Below are 14,638 nucleotides of genomic sequence, written 5' to 3' on the forward strand. Positions count from 1 at the left end.
GACCGGACTCAGACCGCGCACGCGATGCAGCGACGTGCGAACGGCCGTGCTTCCAACCGGGCGTCGGGGATCGGCCGACCGCACTTCTCGCAGACACCGAACGTTCCGGATGCCACCCGCTCCCGCGCCGCCCGGATCTCGCCCTGCTCGGCTTCGGCGCCCCGGCGCAGTGCGTCGACCTGCGCCCATTCACCCGACAGCGTCGACCCCTCGGGGTCGTGCTCGTCGTCGGCCGTGGCATCCGCTCGATCGTGCCGGAGGCTCGCCTCGTCTTCGCGAAGGCGGGCGAGACGATGATCGACCTCGCGCTCGCGGTCGTCGAGCATGCGCTCCGCTCGTGCGGCATCCATGCTCCGACGCTAGCCCCTGCCCCTGACATCGGCGCTGCGGCAAGATCGAGGCATGAGCGAGCTTCGACGTCACTGGACCCCGACCGCGGTGTTGTTGCTCGCCCTCGCGATCGCGGGTCTGATCGGCACCTGGAGCTTCAACGCTCTCGCGATCGTGCAGATGAGGGACTTCGTGGGCGACCTCGTGTCGAGCGGTCCCGCGGTCTCGTCGATCACGGTCGACCTTCTCGTCGTGGCGATCGCCGGGAGCGTGTTCATCGTCGTCGAAGCGCGCAGGCTCGGCATGCGCTTCGCGTGGCTGTACGTCGTGCTGTCGGGCGTCACGGCGTTCGCGTTCACGTTCCCGCTGTTCCTCGCGATGCGCCAGCGGCGCCTCACCGCTCGCGCTCGTGGGGCCTCCAGCGAGCTCCCGTCCGGCAGCGCGTGAGCGCGAACGACGCTGCAGCCGCGCGCGCTGGTCGGCGCAGTGCGCCTCTGAGCCCGCGAGAGCACGCCGGGTGCTGCCGCGCGTGAGTCACCAGGATTCGTGACGCGACCGGAGGCGGCGGCGACGAGTCCCGGCGACTCACGCGGGGAGCGGGCGCGAGTCAGCGCGCGGCGAGACCCTCACGCAGGCCGTCGACGAGCGGAACGGTCGGGCGACCGATGAGACGCGAGAGGGTTCCATCGGTCTCCCCGAGGGCGCCTCGGGCGATCGCGACGTCCATACCCGCGACGAACGCGGCGGTCCCGGCATCCAGTCCGGCTGCTTCCAGCCCCTCGGTGAGCTGCTCGGCCGTGACGGCCGTGTAGGTCACCGGACGACCGACGACCTCAGCGGCGGCGGCGGCGAGCTCGTCGTAGTTCCACGCGACGTCTCCCCCGAGTTCGAGCGTCTGACCGCGCAGGTCGTCTCCGGTGAGCGCGACAGCGGCGGCCTCGGCGTAGTCGCGACGGCTCGCGCTGGCCACGCGGGCATCGCCGACGGCGGCGACGATCTCACCGGTCTCGGCGGCACGCGCGACCGTGTCCAGGTAGTTCTCGGTGTACCAGTTGTTGCGCAGGACCGTGGCATCCAGTCCCGACTGCGCGATCGCGGCCTCCGTGGCCTTGTGATCGGCGCCGAGGGCGTAGTCGACCTGGTCGTTGCGCGGCGCGCTGGTGTACACGAGGAGTTCGACGCCCGCTGCGCGCGCTGCGTCGATGACGTTGCGATGGCCGGCGACCCGGTCCGCATCGGTGCCGGAGATGAGAAGCACGCGCGTCACCCCGTCGAGCGCGGGGGCGAGGGTGTCCGGGCGCGCATAGTCGAACTCGACGACGCGGACGCCGCGCTCGGCGAGGTCGGCGGCTTTGGCGGGGGTCCGCGCGCCGGCGACGATCTCGGATGCCGCGACGCCGTGCTCGAGCAGGGCTTCGACGACGAGGTGGCCGAGCTGGCCGGAGGCGGCGGTGACGAGGAGGGTCATGGGAGTGTCCTTTCGATCGGTACACGCACCACAACGCGGCGTTGTCGGCCACATTCCGGAATGTGGGTACCCACTTTCTGGTTAGGTACTCACATGAGCGTCAGTCTTGCGGAAATCCGCGCCGAGCACCCGGGAGTTTTCGCCGATGGGTGCCCGACCCGCACCGTGCTGGATCACGTCATGGGCAAGTGGGGCATCCTGGTGCTCATGGCGCTGTCGGAGGGCACCCAACGGTGGGGCGTGCTGAGACGTCACGTCTCGGGGATCAGCGAGAAGATGCTCGCCAGCACCCTCAAGACCCTCGAGGCAGATGGCCTGGTCGTCCGAACCGCCTACCCGGAGGTGCCCCCGCGGGTCGAGTACGCGCTCACGGACCTCGGCCGCGATCTCATGCAGCGGGTCCTCCCCCTCATGGAGTGGGTGGCCGACAACGCCACGGCGATCGTGGCGCGGCCGGTGCCTGCGTGACCACGACGTACTCTCGACTCATGCGCGAGAGCCTGTCGTTCCGCACGAAACGCCGCGCCCCGTTCCTGCAGGTGGCGAAGTCCGCGATCGCCACCGTGGCCGCGTGGCTCGTCGCGGGGTGGTTGGTGCAGGGGCCGCCGCCGATCTTCGCCGCGATCGCCGCGCTCCTCGTGGTCCAGCCGAGCATCAATCAGTCACTGACCCGGGCCATCGAGCGCAGCGTCGGGGTGGTGGTCGGTGTCGTCATCGCTTCGCTCCTGGGCATCGCGCTCGGCACGCCGACCTGGGTGATCCTCCTGTCCGCCGGCGTCGCGCTGGTGATCGCGTGGGCGCTGCGGATGTCTCCGGGCGCGACCAACCAGGTCGCCATCAGCGCCATCCTGGTGCTCGCCCTCGGGACCGCCACGCCGAACTACGCCCTGGACCGTGTGCTGGAGACCCTGATCGGGGCGCTCGTCGGCATCATCATCAACGTCGCGCTCGTTCCACCGGTTCTCGTTCCTCCTGCACGGGAGAAGCTCGAGGTCCTTGGGCGAGAGCTCGCGGCGGCCTTGGAACGTCTAGCCGACGCGCTCGAGACGCCCCAGACCCCCGCGTCGTTGGAGGGGCTTCTTCTCGAAGCGCGCCTCCTGCGTCCCGTGCGTGACGCCGCAGCGAACGCCATCGCGGACGGGGCGGACTCGCTCTCCCTCAACCCACGGAGCAGCCGCCACCGGAATGACCTGCGCGCGATGCGGGATCTGCTGGACCGCTTCACCCCGGTGGTGACCCAGGCCATCGGCATGACACGGGCCGTCTACGACGGCTACGACGCGACCATCGTCGAGGAGCCGTCGGTGCGCGCGATCGCCGAGCAGCTGCACCGAGCGGCACACGACGTCCGGCGCGCCTTCACGATCGACACGGGCGCCGACCGGTCCCTCGCGACCGAAGAGCCTGCACTGACACGCCCCTTGCAGATCCGCGCTCCGTCGGCCGCGCACTGGGTCCTCGTGGGGTCGCTGCTGATGGATCTGCACCGCGTACACGAGACCCTGCGCGACGAGGAAGCCGTCGAGTCGGCCTGACGCTGTGCTCCCGAAAGCCGCCCGTCGGACGGCACCCCCACCCGCTCGGCGACGAGGGTGCCGTGGCGCGCCGCGGGACGCACCCGCGGATCGCGGACCTGCGAGGCCCTCGTGACTTCCCCCGCAACGACCCGGTCCGCTTCCCACCCTGGTTGACTGGGGCGATGGGTACCGCGATGTTCCCTCTGGGAGCCGTCCTCTTCCCGCACACGCCCCTCGCGCTGCGGATCTTCGAGGAGCGTTACCTCGTGATGTTGGGGCGGCTGCTCGATGAGACCGACCCCGCCTTCGGCGTCGTCCTCATCGAGCGCGGTACGGAGACCGGTGGTGGCGACCAGCGCTTCGCGATCGGCACCATGGCGCGACTGAGCCACGTCCTCCCGCAGGCGGAACACCTGCAGATCGTCGCCCGAGGCACCGACCGATTCGAGATCGTGGCGTGGCTCGACGACGACCCGTACCCCCGCGCCGACGTCCGCGCCCTCCCCGACCTGGAGTGGAACGACGCCCTCGTTCCCGTCCTGGAGGAGGCGGAGCGAATCGTGCGACGCGTGCTCGGGCGGGCAGCCCAATTCGGTGGCAGCCGGTGGGACCCCGAGATCGAGCTCTCGGAAGACCCCCTCGAACGCGCGTGGCAGGTCGCGGCGATCGCGCCTCTCGGAGAACTCGACCAGATCGAGCTGCTGCGGTCGGCGACCGTGGGCGGACTGCTTCGCGCGACCATCGACCTCACCCTGGCCGCGGAGCCTCTGCTGAGCGAGCCCATCCCCGATGGCGTCATCGTGATGGACGACGACACCGACGACCGGGACTAGACGCCGGTCGTCCGAGGCCGTTGCGACTCGCCTGCCGTGTCTTCGTACCGGGCACGCGAGGGGTCGGCGCCGCCGACGGCGATGCGTCGGCGACGCCGCGGCGTGCCCTACTCGTCCCCCGGGGCCGCGTCGTCGACGATCGCCTCCGCGATGAGAGTGCCGCCCGCCCCGAATCGGATGAACCGCCCGATCGTCGCGGACTGCACCAGAACCGCCGCGACCACCGCGGCGACGTCGGCACGGCCGACCTCCGCCGCCCCGTGCGGCGCCGTCGTGATGCGTCCCGTCGGCGGGTCGAGGGTCAGCGTTCCCGGACCGAGGATCGTCCAGTCCAGATCACTGGCGCGCAGGTGATCGTCGGCCGCGAGCTTGGCGTCGGCATACGCGAAGAAGGAGTCGTCCGGTGAGATGCCGTGGTCCGGCACCGATCCGATCCACGAGACCATGACGAAGCGTCGAACCCCGGCGGCGACGGCCGCATCGACGGCGCGTTGGGCGGCATCCCGGTCTACGGCATAGGTGCGGGCCGCGTCGCCGCCGCCGGCACCCGCGGACCAGACGATCGCGTCGGCATCGGCGAAGGCGTCCGCGAGTGTATCGACATCGGCCTTCTCGACATCCAGGACCACCGGGGTCCCACCCGCCTTCTCGACATCGGCGGCCTGCTGGGGGTCGCGGATGACCGACACCGCCTCGTCGCCGCGTTCCGCGAGAAGGCCCGCGAGATGCAGCGCGACCTTCCCGTGCCCGCCGATGATCACGATGCGTTCCATCTCACTGCCCTCCGACCTTCTCGACCGACATCTTCAGGATCACGCGGTTCGCGCGGTCCGGCGGAGCCTCCTGCCCCGGATTGCCGTACCGCTGGCCGAGTCGGACGTAGAACGCGCCTTCCGGGTCGGCGACCTCGTCGACCAGACGACCGCGCACCTCGATGTAGCGGTAGGGCTGGTCGGGGTCGTAGACCATCAGGCTCATCGACGGGTTGTGCTGCAGATTGCGGTACTTCTGCCGCGTGACGGTGTGCGTGAACAGCACGTGCTCGCCGTCGAACTCGAACCACATCGGATTCACCTGCACGGAACCGTCCGGCCGAACGGTGCCCAGCGCGCCGTAATAGGGCTTTTCCAGCAGATCGCGGAGCGTGTCGGGGATCATGCGTGTCCTCTCGTCAGGGATCGAGTCCGACCCTACGCGCGCCATCCGACACCCGCCCGCGGGTTGACGGCCTCAGGTCACGTCCCCGTCCACGTATACCCAGCGGCCCGCTCGACGCACGAATCGGCTGCGCTCGGACAACACGTGACGCTCCGCATCGAGGCGCCAGACGGCGCGGAACGCCACGACGGCGGCATCCGCCTGCTCGTCCACCTCGTCGATCGTGAGGCCCTCCCACACCGTCTCGGCGTCGAGTTCGAGAGTGTCCGGGCGCGTACGCGGATGCCACGACCGCGCGAGGTGCGTGACATCACCGACCGCGTATGCGGTGTAGCGGGAGCGCATCAGACGTTCGGCCGACGGCGCAGCCGCTCCATCGAGGATCGGCCCGCAGCACCCGCCGAACTCTCCCCCGCCGCACGGGCAGGCCGCCGTGGACGACGGGCGCGCGGAGGTCGAGCCGAAGGACATCCCGCCACTCTAGAACGCTCGCGTCGTCGGCTTTCCACAGGATGTCGTCGCGCGGACCCCGCCCTTCGTAGCATGGACCCGGGAGGCGTCATGACGAATCAGGTATCGCACGAGCAGCGTCCTCCGTTCGCTGCCTACGGCCCGGCATCGGCCGGATACGGTCCCCGCGCTGCCCCTCCCGCTCCTCTCCCTTCGCCGTCCTGGCAGATGACGCCCGGCTCCCCGGGCACCGGCGCGCCCCCGAGTCCTCGCGGCCCTCGGCGGGGGCTCGGCATCACCGCCCTCGTCGTCGCGTGCGTCGGCACCCTGTCGGCGTTCGGGTCGCAGACGGTGGCCTGGTTGCTGTTGCTCACGGCGTTCGTCCTCGCGATCGTCCAGGTCTCGCGCCGCGGCGCGTCTCGCGTTCCCGCGGTGATCGCCTTCGTCGTCGTCGGCTTCGGCGTCGTCATCGTCCTGGGCGCGGCGATCATCTCGGGACTGACGTCGTCGTCGCGGTCGATCGCGGACCCGGTCCCCGACCCCGAGACCGACACCTATACCCTCGCTCAGCGCCTGGAGATCGGCCCCGACGACCGCGTCGGGTCCTCCGCGGAACTGAGCTGGGGGACGCCCCAGACCATCATCGACTCCGACACGGGTGACGACGTCTGGTCGATACAGGCTCTCGCTCCCCTCGACGTGACGTCCGAGGCCACAGGAGCGAGCCCCGGCCCCGTGTCGTTTTCCGGCTCCCTTGTCGCGATCCCTATCGAACTGACCAACCTCAGCGGATCGACCATCGACCCCGACGGGTGGCAGCTGCGCTTCTCGACCGACTACTACGTCGCCGACGGGAGCATCACCGACGGGGTGTACGACCCCGCGCTCATGCGCGACTACCCCAGCCGCTACGACCTGGTGGAGCCGATCGCCCCCGGAGAGACGGTCACGTTCTACGACGTGCGAGACGTCCCGATCGCGGATGCCGCGGCCGGCCGCTCCGAGGTGTGGTTGTACTCCGGCGACTCCGTGTCCTGGGGGGCGACGGGCGGTTGAGCGCGCGCCGTGCCGGGACGGGCCGGCGTGACCGACCGCCCCTGCTCCCCGACACCGCATCGGTCTCCGTGTTCTCGCGCTGACGCGCGGCGGGAGCGGGCGTTGGCTGAGCTGAGCAATAGCGGAGACCGGACGACGCACCCGATCGGCGATGGCGTCACTACCCTGAGCACATGGCATCCCGTCCCGAAAAGCTGCTCCTGCTCGACACCGCCTCGCTCTACTTCCGGGCCTTCTACGGGGTGCCCGACAAGGTGCGGGCCGCGGACGGGACCTCGGTCAACGCGGTGCGAGGCCTCCTCGACATGATCGCGAAGCTCGTCACGACCTACGAGCCGACGCGCGTCGTGGCGTGCTGGGACGATGACTGGCGCCCGGCGTGGCGCGTCGAACTCCTTCCGAGTTACAAGGCGCATCGCGTGGTGGAGGCCGTCGCCACCGGGCCCGACCGGGAAGAGACCCCTGACCTCCTCCTGGCGCAGATCCCTCTCATCCGGGAGGCGCTGGCCGCGTTGGGCATCCCTGTCGTGGGCGCCGCCGAACACGAGGCCGACGACGTCATCGGCACACTTGCCACGCGGGCCGACGTCGCGGTCGACATCGTGACAGGCGATCGCGATCTGTTTCAGCTCACCGACGATGAAAGCGGTGTGCGCATCGTCTACACCGCGCGGGGCATGAGCAACCTCGAACTCGTCGACGACGCGGCCGTGGTGGCGAAGTACGGGATCCACGCGGCCCAGTACGCCGACTTCGCAGTGCTCCGCGGTGACCCCTCCGACGGCCTGCCGGGCGTCGCCGGCATCGGGGAGAAGTCGGCTGCTTCCCTGCTGACCGCGCACGGCGACCTCGACGGCATCCTCGCGGCGGCGGAGGCCGGTACGGGGGGAACGCCCGCACAGCGAGCGAAGATCCTGGCGGCCGCCGACTATCTCGCCGTGGCCCCGACGGTGGTGCGCGTCGTCCGCGACCTCGATCTCGACGCTGCAGACGATCTCCTTCGCCCCCTCGACGACGAGCGGGCTGCCGCGGCGGCGGCGCTCGCCGACCGCTGGAACCTCGGTACGTCGATGACGCGCGCCGTGGCGGCTCTCCCCCGCTGAACGCGGGCCGGTTTCACCGCCGGCGTTGCAGCCACTCCCGCAATCGCTCCAGCGGCCACGTCGTGACGATGCGCTCCGGTGGAACACCCGCCGCCTCGGCCCGCGCCGCCCCGTAGTCCAGGAGCGAGAGCTGTCCGGGCGCGTGCGCGTCGGAGTCGATGGAGAAGAGACAACCCTCCTCCAGAGCCACGGCGATGAGGTCGTCGGGTGGATCCTGGCGCTCGGGCCGGGCATTGATCTCAACCGCCACGCCCGACGCCGCACACGCAGCGAAGACGGCGCGCGCGTCGAACTCCGAGGGAGGCCGCGTCCCTCGCGCGCCCTCCACCAGACGCCCCGTCACGTGCCCGAGCACATCGACGCGCGGATCACTGGCGGCGGCGACCAGTCGGCGCGTCATGGGCGCTCGCTCCATGCGGAGTTTGGAATGAGCGGATGCCACCACCACATCGAGCTCGCCCAGCAGCGCGTCTTCCTGATCGAGGTCACCGTCGTCGAGGATGTCGACCTCGATTCCCGACAGGAGGGTGAACCCGCCTCCGTTCATTCCCCCGACCACGTCGAGCTGCGCACGCAGTCGCTCGGGCGAGAGGCCGTTCGCCACCGTGAGGCGCGGCGAGTGATCTGTGAGTGCGAGGTACTCGTGGCCCAGCCCGCGGGCCGCTTCGACCATCGCCTCGATCGGCGTCACGCCGTCGGACCAGTCGCTGTGGCTGTGCAGATCGCCCCGCAACACCGCCCGCAACGCATCGCCGCCCACTGCTCGAGCCGTTTGACGAAGCGCCGCCAGTCGCTCCGGGACCTCGCCTGCGAGAGCCTGCTGGATGACGGTGAAGGTCGACTCGCCGATCCCCGGACGCCGACGGAGACCGGGGTCCCGCAGGTCGGCGTCGCTGAGCCCCTCGATGGCGGCGGCCGCTGTGCGGAACGCCTTCGACTTGTACCGAGAGGCCCTCTCGCGCTCGAGGAGATAGGCGATCTCGACGAGGGCATCCAGCGGGCGCACGATCTACTCCGCCAGCTCCCGCGTGGTCTCGACCCACGCGTCGAGCTTCGCCGAAGCCCGCCCGTCGTCGATCGCCGCGGCCGCGTCGATCATCGCCTCGTGCAGCCGCTCGAGGATGGGTCGCTGAACCTGCGCGGCATCCTGGAACAACCGGTACGACACCAGCCCGGCGGCGGCGTTCAGCAGCACGATGTCGCGGACGGCACCGGTCTCTCCGGCCAACGTCCGGCGCACCACCTCGGCGTTGTGATCGGGCGTCCCGCCGAGAAGAGCGTCGATCTCCACGACGGGGATGCCGAGATCCCGGGGGTCCAGGTCGTGCTCGTGCACGTCGCCGCGGCTGATCTCCCACACGCGGCTGTGTCCGGTGGTGGTCAACTCGTCGAGTCCGTCGTCGCCGCGGAACACCAGCGCGGTCGCTCCGCGGGTGCGGAACACGCCGGTGATGAGTGGAACGCGGTCGAGCTGGGACACACCGACGGCGTTGGCCTCGGCGCGCGCCGGGTTGCACAGCGGTCCGAGGAAGTTGAAGACGGTCGGCACGCCGAGCTCTGCGCGCGTCGGCCCCGCGTGGCGGAAGCCGGGGTGGAACGCGGCGGCGAACGCGAACGTGATGCCCGTGCGCTCGAGGGTCTCCGCGACGTGCGCGGGATCGAGGGTCAGCGAGATCCCCAGCGACGACAGCACGTCGGAGGATCCGGATGCCGAGCTCGCGGCGCGGTTGCCGTGCTTCACCACCGGGACTCCGGATGCCGCCGCCACCACCGCCGCCATCGTGGAGACGTTCACGGTGCCGTACCGGTCCCCGCCGGTCCCGACGATGTCGAGAACCTCCGCACGGACGGGCAGCGGGACGGCCGCCTCGAGGATGGCGTCGCGGAATCCCACGATCTCCTCCACCGTCTCGCCTTTGGCGCGCAGCGCGATGAGGAATCCGGCCAGCTGCGACGGCGTTGCCTCTCCCGCCATGACACGCCGCATCGCCCACGTGGACTCCGACACGCTGAGGTCTTTCCCCTCGAGGAGCAAGGTGAGCACGTCGGGCCAGGTGAAGCGTTCCGCCATGCCATGATCCTCCCACACCGCCTCTGCTCGGCGGATGCGCGGGACCGCACGACGGAACCCCGGCCGCACCGGGGATTCCTTGCGGATTCTTAGGTTTCCCTAAGTCTCGACCGTGGAATATCTCAGGCTCGAGATGGGAATATCGGCCCGTCGGATCGCGCATAATGGGATGGTGACGACCTCAGCGACGTATTCCCAGGCCGTGCGTGCCGTGAAGCGACCCGACCCGGTCGCCGTGGGCACCATCGTGTGGCTGGGCAGCGAGGTCATGTTCTTCGCCGGCCTCTTCGCGATCTACTTCACTCTGCGCAGCACGTCCGCGTCCCTGTGGGCGCAGGAGACCGAGCTGCTCAACGTCCCCTTCGCGACCGTCAACACGATCATCCTCGTGCTGTCCTCGGTCACGTGCCAGATGGGCGTGTTCGCTGCCGAGCGGTACCAGCCATACCGCACCGGCAAGCCGTTCCGCTTCGTCCAATGGGGAATGGTGGAGTGGTTCTACCTCACCTTCATCCTCGGCGCGGTCTTCGTGTCGGGTCAGGTGTGGGAGTACGCGACGCTGGTGGCGGAAGGCATGCCCATCAGCGCCAACCCCTACGCATCGGCCTTCTACCTGACCACTGGCTTCCACGCCCTGCACGTGACGGGTGGTCTGATCGCCTTCCTTCTCGTCATCGGCCGTGCCTACGCCGTGAAGAACTTCGGGCGCAAAGAGATGACGACCTCGATCGTCGTGTCCTATTACTGGCACTTCGTCGACGTCGTCTGGATCGCCCTGTTCTTCGTCATCTACTTCCTGAAGTAAGAGAGCTGTACCTCACATGGCACGAGAGAAGAAGCCGCGTCGCGCCTCCGGGCGTCGCAGTCCCCTGGCGGCCGCTGCCCTGATCGGCATCGGCCTGCTCCTCACCGGCGGCGTGTACGCCGGTGCGTCGGCCGCCATGGCGGCGACCGACACTCCGACGAGCAGCGCCTCGTCCGCCACGGCGGTCGAAGAGGGCAAGAAGCTCTTCCAGGCCAACTGCGCCACCTGCCACGGCCTCGACCTCGAGGGCAGTCAGCAGGGCCCGTCGCTGTTCGGCGTCGGTGAGCTGTCGGTTCACTTCCAGGTGTCCACCGGCCGCATGCCCCTGCAGGCTCAGGGCCCGCAGGCGCCGCAGAAGCCGGTGCAGTTCACCGAGGAGCAGATCGACGCGATCGCCGCGTACGTGCAGTCCTCGGCCCCCGGCCCGAGCTACCCGAGCGCTGACCTCGTCGACGGCGAGGGCGACGTGTCCCACGGAGCGGAGCTCTTCCGCATCAACTGCGCGATGTGCCACAACGTCGCGGGCGCCGGTGGTGCGCTCACCGAGGGCAAGTGGGCACCCGACCTGCACACCGTGACCCCCGTCAACATGTACGCGGCCATGGTCACCGGTCCGCAGAACATGCCGGTCTTCAACGACCTGAACCTCACCCCCGAAGACAAGCGCGACGTCATCTCGTACCTGATGTTCCTTCAGAAGTCGGAGTCCCCTGGCGGATTCTCGCTGGGTTCGCTCGGTCCGGTCTCCGAGGGCCTGTTCATCTGGATCTTCGGAATCGGGGCGCTCATCGCGCTCACCGTGTGGATCACGGCGAAGTCCAACTGACCGTCGTCATCGACATTACGTAAACGCACGAGGAGCACCATGGCACACGAGGAAGACGCACTCGAGCACGAGAGGGCTTCGTGGAAGCCCTCCGCCGGGCTCGCTGTCGCCGTTCCCGACTCCGTGGAGAACCCGGGTCTCCCGGGACACCGCCACCGCATGACCGATCAGGACCCGCAGGCGATGAAGCGTGCGGTCCGCACGGTCTACACGCTGTTCTACTTCTCCGTCGCGGCGAGCATCTGGGCGAGCATCGCCTACATGATCTTCCCGATCGAGTCGGGCGCGCTGATCGACATCCGCTACAACAACCTGTTCATCGGACTCGGCATCGGCTTCGCGCTGCTGGCGATCGGCATCGGCACCATTCACTGGGGCAAGTCGGTCATGTCCGACAAGGAGTACATCGAGGACCGCCACGCCACGCGTGGACGCGACGAGACCCGCGAAGGCGCGATCAACGTCTTCGTGGAGGCGAACAAGGACTCGGGCTTCGGTCGCCGCGAGATCATCCGCAACTCGCTCTTCGCTGCTCTTGCCGCCTCGGTCATCCCCGGTATCACGCTGTTCCGCGGCCTGGCACCGCAGGACCAGGACCCCGTGAAGCTGCTCAGCCACACCATGTGGAAAGAGGGCTCGCGCCTGTCGCACGACCCCTCGGGTCGCCCGATCCGCGCGGCCGATGTGACGCTCGGCTCCGCGTTCCACGTGATCCCGGAGGAGCTCGCCGGACTCGGCCACGACGAGGGCTACCTCGAAGAGAAGGCCAAGGCGATCGTGTTGCTCATGCGCCTCCAGCCCGAGCAGCTGAACCCCGAGACCAACAACATGGACTGGTCGTACGACGGCATCGTCGCGTACTCGAAGGTCTGCACGCACGTCGGCTGCCCCGTGGCGCTGTACGAGCAGCAGACCCACCACCTCCTATGCCCTTGCCACCAGTCGCAGTTCGACGTCGCCAATGGTGCGGCCGTCATCTTCGGCCCGGCCGCCCGTCCCCTGCCGCAGCTCCCCATCACCGTCGACGCCGAGGGCTACCTCGTCGCGCAGAGTGACTTCCACGAGCCCGTCGGCCCCAGCTTCTGGGAGCGCAAATGAGCATCGGTACTCATCCCACCGAGAACGTCACGACCGAACCCGCCGTCTCGTCCGGCCCGCAGCCCGCGGGTCGTGACGGCAAGCCCCTCGGGGGCCGCTTCGTCGGCGCCGCGGCGAACTACCTCGATGAGCGCACGAGCATGTCGGGCATCGTCAAGGAGCTCGGCCGCAAGATCTTCCCCGACCACTGGTCCTTCATGCTGGGTGAGATCGCCCTGTGGAGCTTCGTGGTCGTGCTCCTGTCCGGCACCTTCCTGACGTTCTTCTTCCAGGCGTCGATGGTCGAGACGCACTACAACGGCGCGTACGAGCCCATGCGCGGTATCGCGATGTCGGCCGCCATGGAATCTGCACTGCACATCTCGTTCGACCTCCGCGGCGGTCTCCTGGTGCGCCAGATCCACCACTGGGCCGCCCTGGTCTTCGTGGCCGGCATCGGTGTGCACATGCTCCGCGTCTTCTTCACCGGCGCGTTCCGCAAGCCGCGCGAGCTCAACTGGGTCGTCGGCTTCATCCTCTTCATCCTCGCGATGGCCGAGGGCTTCACGGGCTACTCCCTCCCTGACGACCTGCTCTCGGGCAACGGTCTCCGCATCATCGACGGCATGATCAAGGGTCTGCCGATCATCGGCACCTGGACGTCGTTCCTGTTGTTCGGCGGCGAGTTCCCGGGCACGGCGATCGTCGGCCGCCTGTACACGCTGCACATCCTGCTGCTGCCGGCCATCCTGGTCGCGCTCCTGGCCGTGCACCTCATGCTGATGATCATCAACAAGCACACGCAGTTCGCCGGGCCTGCCCGCTCGAACAGCAACGTCGTGGGCTACCCGATGCTCCCCGTCTACGCCTCGAAGATGGGTGGCTTCTTCTTCATCACGTTCGGTGTGATCGTTCTGATCGCCGCCCTCGTGACGATCAATCCGATCTGGAACTACGGCCCGTACGACCCGTCGCCGGTGTCGGCCGGCACACAGCCTGACTGGTACATCGGTTTCGCCGACGGCATGCTGCGCCTCATCCCGCCGCACCTCGAGTTCGTCCTGTGGGACCACACCTGGTCGTGGAACATCATCATCCCGGTCGGCGTCCTGGGTCTGTTCATCGTCCTCGTGCTGGTCTACCCCTTCATCGAGGCGTGGGTGACCGGTGACACCCGCGAGCACCACATCGCGCAGCGCCCGCGCAACGCGGCAACCCGTACCGCGATCGGTGCGGCCGGCGTGACGTTCTACGCCGTGATGTGGGCCGCCGCATCGTCCGACATCATGGCGACGCACTTCCACCTCACGATGGAGGGTGTCATCCACGCCCTGCAGGCCCTGCTGATCCTCGGGCCGATCCTCGCCTACTTCGTGACCAAGCGCATCTGCATCGCGCTGCAGAAGAAGGATCGCGAGATCGCGCTGCACGGCTACGAGTCGGGTCGGATCGTCCGCCTTCCCGGTGGCGAGTACATCGAGGTGCACCAGCCCGTCGACGAGTACGAGCGCTGGAAGCTCATCGACAACGAGACGTACGAGCCGCTGGTGGTCCGCCCCAACGCGAAGGGTGAGATCCCCTGGTACGCGAACTTCCGCGCGGGTGTGTCGCGCTGGTTCTTCGAAGACCGGCTCGCTCCGCTCACGCAGGCCGAGGTCGACGCGGCCGTGGCGCACCAGCACCACGAGCTCGATCACATCGCCCACGAGGAGACCGACGAGATCGTCGGCGCGAACGCTCGCGCCGACGAAGACGGTCGTCCGCGTAACGCGGTGGGCGAGCGTGCCGAGGTCGAGTTCCCCGCTCCGAAGGGTCTCGAGGAGAAGAACCGTCCTCACGACGACAAGAGCGAGTGATCCCCACGAAACCCCGGTGCTTCGGCACCGGGGTTTCGTCGTTTCCGGAACCAGTGGTTCGCCGCGGCACAGAGCGACGGTTGGCAGG

General features: G+C 69.0%; 17 protein-coding genes. 10 read left to right on the forward strand and 7 right to left on the reverse strand.

All coding sequences use genetic code 11. The features are described from left to right. Window positions 1–8: 8 nt before the first annotated feature. The gene (locus PIR02_18535) at window positions 9–350 is read right to left on the reverse strand and encodes a TraR/DksA C4-type zinc finger protein (GenBank protein ID WZH36719.1); all 342 of its coding nucleotides are present in this window, start codon (window positions 348–350) and stop codon (window positions 9–11) included. A gap of 52 nt (window positions 351–402) precedes the next feature. On the opposite strand from PIR02_18535, the gene PIR02_18540 reads away from it, so the two are divergent. Then, the gene (locus tag PIR02_18540) at window positions 403–777 is read left to right on the forward strand and encodes a DUF2834 domain-containing protein (protein ID WZH36720.1); all 375 of its coding nucleotides are present in this window, start codon (window positions 403–405) and stop codon (window positions 775–777) included. Window positions 778–937: 160 nt separating this feature from the next. Here PIR02_18540 and PIR02_18545 read toward each other — a convergent pair whose 3' ends face one another. After that, window positions 938–1,798 (reverse strand): SDR family oxidoreductase, encoded by an 861-nt coding sequence (locus PIR02_18545; GenBank protein ID WZH36721.1) that lies wholly within the window; start codon window positions 1,796–1,798, stop codon window positions 938–940. A 93-nt stretch (window positions 1,799–1,891) separates the two neighbouring features. Here PIR02_18545 and PIR02_18550 point away from each other — a divergent pair, with 93 nt between their 5' ends. From PIR02_18550 to PIR02_18560, 3 genes are all read left to right on the forward strand, one after another. After that, entirely contained in the window at window positions 1,892–2,266 is a 375-nt protein-coding gene (locus tag PIR02_18550) for a helix-turn-helix domain-containing protein (GenBank protein WZH36722.1), read from the forward strand. Continuing rightward, window positions 2,263–3,333, forward strand: a complete 1,071-nt coding sequence (locus tag PIR02_18555; protein WZH36723.1) for an aromatic acid exporter family protein — start codon at window positions 2,263–2,265, stop codon at window positions 3,331–3,333. The genes PIR02_18550 and PIR02_18555 overlap by 4 nt, the downstream gene beginning before the upstream one ends. A gap of 164 nt (window positions 3,334–3,497) precedes the next feature. Next, a complete protein-coding gene (locus PIR02_18560) occupies window positions 3,498–4,148 on the forward strand; it encodes an LON peptidase substrate-binding domain-containing protein (protein WZH36724.1) in 651 nt (216 codons plus the stop codon). A gap of 107 nt (window positions 4,149–4,255) precedes the next feature. Here the strand turns inward: PIR02_18560 and PIR02_18565 are convergent, their stop codons facing one another. The 3 genes from PIR02_18565 to PIR02_18575 form a co-directional block, all read right to left on the reverse strand. Next, the gene (locus PIR02_18565) at window positions 4,256–4,921 is read right to left on the reverse strand and encodes an NAD(P)H-binding protein (GenBank protein WZH36725.1); all 666 of its coding nucleotides are present in this window, start codon (window positions 4,919–4,921) and stop codon (window positions 4,256–4,258) included. 1 nt (window position 4,922) lies between these two features. Beyond that, complete coding sequence (locus PIR02_18570) at window positions 4,923–5,306, reverse strand: PPOX class F420-dependent oxidoreductase (protein ID WZH36726.1); 384 nt, start codon at window positions 5,304–5,306, stop codon at window positions 4,923–4,925. A 72-nt stretch (window positions 5,307–5,378) separates the two neighbouring features. Further along, on the reverse strand, window positions 5,379–5,777 hold the full coding sequence (locus tag PIR02_18575; GenBank protein ID WZH36727.1) for a YchJ family metal-binding protein: 399 nt from the start codon (window positions 5,775–5,777) through the stop codon (window positions 5,379–5,381). A gap of 90 nt (window positions 5,778–5,867) precedes the next feature. Here PIR02_18575 and PIR02_18580 point away from each other — a divergent pair, with 90 nt between their 5' ends. Together PIR02_18580 and PIR02_18585 are read left to right on the forward strand one after the other, a co-directional pair. Continuing rightward, on the forward strand, window positions 5,868–6,812 hold the full coding sequence (locus tag PIR02_18580; GenBank protein WZH36728.1) for a hypothetical protein: 945 nt from the start codon (window positions 5,868–5,870) through the stop codon (window positions 6,810–6,812). A 173-nt stretch (window positions 6,813–6,985) separates the two neighbouring features. Next, window positions 6,986–7,915: a 5'-3' exonuclease gene (locus tag PIR02_18585; GenBank protein WZH36729.1), complete on the forward strand. Its 930-nt coding sequence runs from the start codon at window positions 6,986–6,988 to the stop codon at window positions 7,913–7,915. Window positions 7,916–7,928: 13 nt separating this feature from the next. On the opposite strand, the gene PIR02_18590 is transcribed toward PIR02_18585, so the two are convergent. Further along, a complete protein-coding gene (locus PIR02_18590) occupies window positions 7,929–8,921 on the reverse strand; it encodes a PHP domain-containing protein (GenBank protein WZH36730.1) in 993 nt (330 codons plus the stop codon). Window positions 8,922–8,924: 3 nt separating this feature from the next. After that, the gene (trpD, locus tag PIR02_18595; protein WZH36731.1) at window positions 8,925–9,986 is read right to left on the reverse strand and encodes an anthranilate phosphoribosyltransferase; all 1,062 of its coding nucleotides are present in this window, start codon (window positions 9,984–9,986) and stop codon (window positions 8,925–8,927) included. 169 nt (window positions 9,987–10,155) lie between these two features. On the opposite strand from trpD, the gene PIR02_18600 reads away from it, so the two are divergent. From PIR02_18600 to PIR02_18615, 4 genes are read left to right on the forward strand one after another with little or no spacing between them, the layout of a single operon-like run. Further along, window positions 10,156–10,791, forward strand: coding sequence for a heme-copper oxidase subunit III (locus PIR02_18600; protein WZH36732.1), 636 nt, complete (start codon window positions 10,156–10,158; stop codon window positions 10,789–10,791). A 16-nt stretch (window positions 10,792–10,807) separates the two neighbouring features. Next, complete coding sequence (locus PIR02_18605) at window positions 10,808–11,617, forward strand: cytochrome c (protein ID WZH36733.1); 810 nt, start codon at window positions 10,808–10,810, stop codon at window positions 11,615–11,617. 39 nt (window positions 11,618–11,656) lie between these two features. Further along, window positions 11,657–12,715 carry a Rieske 2Fe-2S domain-containing protein gene (locus PIR02_18610; GenBank protein ID WZH36734.1) on the forward strand — a complete coding sequence of 353 codons (1,059 nt, stop codon included), beginning with the start codon at window positions 11,657–11,659 and terminating at the stop codon, window positions 12,713–12,715. Next, window positions 12,712–14,550: a cytochrome bc complex cytochrome b subunit gene (locus tag PIR02_18615; protein ID WZH36735.1), complete on the forward strand. Its 1,839-nt coding sequence runs from the start codon at window positions 12,712–12,714 to the stop codon at window positions 14,548–14,550. The genes PIR02_18610 and PIR02_18615 overlap by 4 nt, the downstream gene beginning before the upstream one ends. Window positions 14,551–14,638 lie beyond the last annotated feature (88 nt).

This window comes from Microbacterium enclense (assembly GCA_038182865.1).
Taxonomy (GTDB): Bacteria; Actinomycetota; Actinomycetes; order Actinomycetales; family Microbacteriaceae; genus Microbacterium; species Microbacterium enclense_B.

Coding starts and splice junctions, on each gene's coding strand:
- PIR02_18535 (WZH36719.1), bottom strand. CDS start 350: ATGGATGCCGCACGAGCGGAGCGCATGCTCGACGACCGCGAGCGCGAG.
- PIR02_18540 (WZH36720.1), top strand. CDS start 403: ATGAGCGAGCTTCGACGTCACTGGACCCCGACCGCGGTGTTGTTGCTC.
- PIR02_18545 (WZH36721.1), bottom strand. CDS start 1,798: ATGACCCTCCTCGTCACCGCCGCCTCCGGCCAGCTCGGCCACCTCGTC.
- PIR02_18550 (WZH36722.1), top strand. CDS start 1,892: ATGAGCGTCAGTCTTGCGGAAATCCGCGCCGAGCACCCGGGAGTTTTC.
- PIR02_18560 (WZH36724.1), top strand. CDS start 3,498: ATGGGTACCGCGATGTTCCCTCTGGGAGCCGTCCTCTTCCCGCACACG.
- PIR02_18565 (WZH36725.1), bottom strand. CDS start 4,921: ATGGAACGCATCGTGATCATCGGCGGGCACGGGAAGGTCGCGCTGCAT.
- PIR02_18570 (WZH36726.1), bottom strand. CDS start 5,306: ATGATCCCCGACACGCTCCGCGATCTGCTGGAAAAGCCCTATTACGGC.
- PIR02_18575 (WZH36727.1), bottom strand. CDS start 5,777: ATGTCCTTCGGCTCGACCTCCGCGCGCCCGTCGTCCACGGCGGCCTGC.
- PIR02_18580 (WZH36728.1), top strand. CDS start 5,868: ATGACGAATCAGGTATCGCACGAGCAGCGTCCTCCGTTCGCTGCCTAC.
- PIR02_18585 (WZH36729.1), top strand. CDS start 6,986: ATGGCATCCCGTCCCGAAAAGCTGCTCCTGCTCGACACCGCCTCGCTC.
- trpD (WZH36731.1), bottom strand. CDS start 9,986: ATGGCGGAACGCTTCACCTGGCCCGACGTGCTCACCTTGCTCCTCGAG.
- PIR02_18600 (WZH36732.1), top strand. CDS start 10,156: ATGGTGACGACCTCAGCGACGTATTCCCAGGCCGTGCGTGCCGTGAAG.
- PIR02_18605 (WZH36733.1), top strand. CDS start 10,808: ATGGCACGAGAGAAGAAGCCGCGTCGCGCCTCCGGGCGTCGCAGTCCC.
- PIR02_18610 (WZH36734.1), top strand. CDS start 11,657: ATGGCACACGAGGAAGACGCACTCGAGCACGAGAGGGCTTCGTGGAAG.
- PIR02_18615 (WZH36735.1), top strand. CDS start 12,712: ATGAGCATCGGTACTCATCCCACCGAGAACGTCACGACCGAACCCGCC.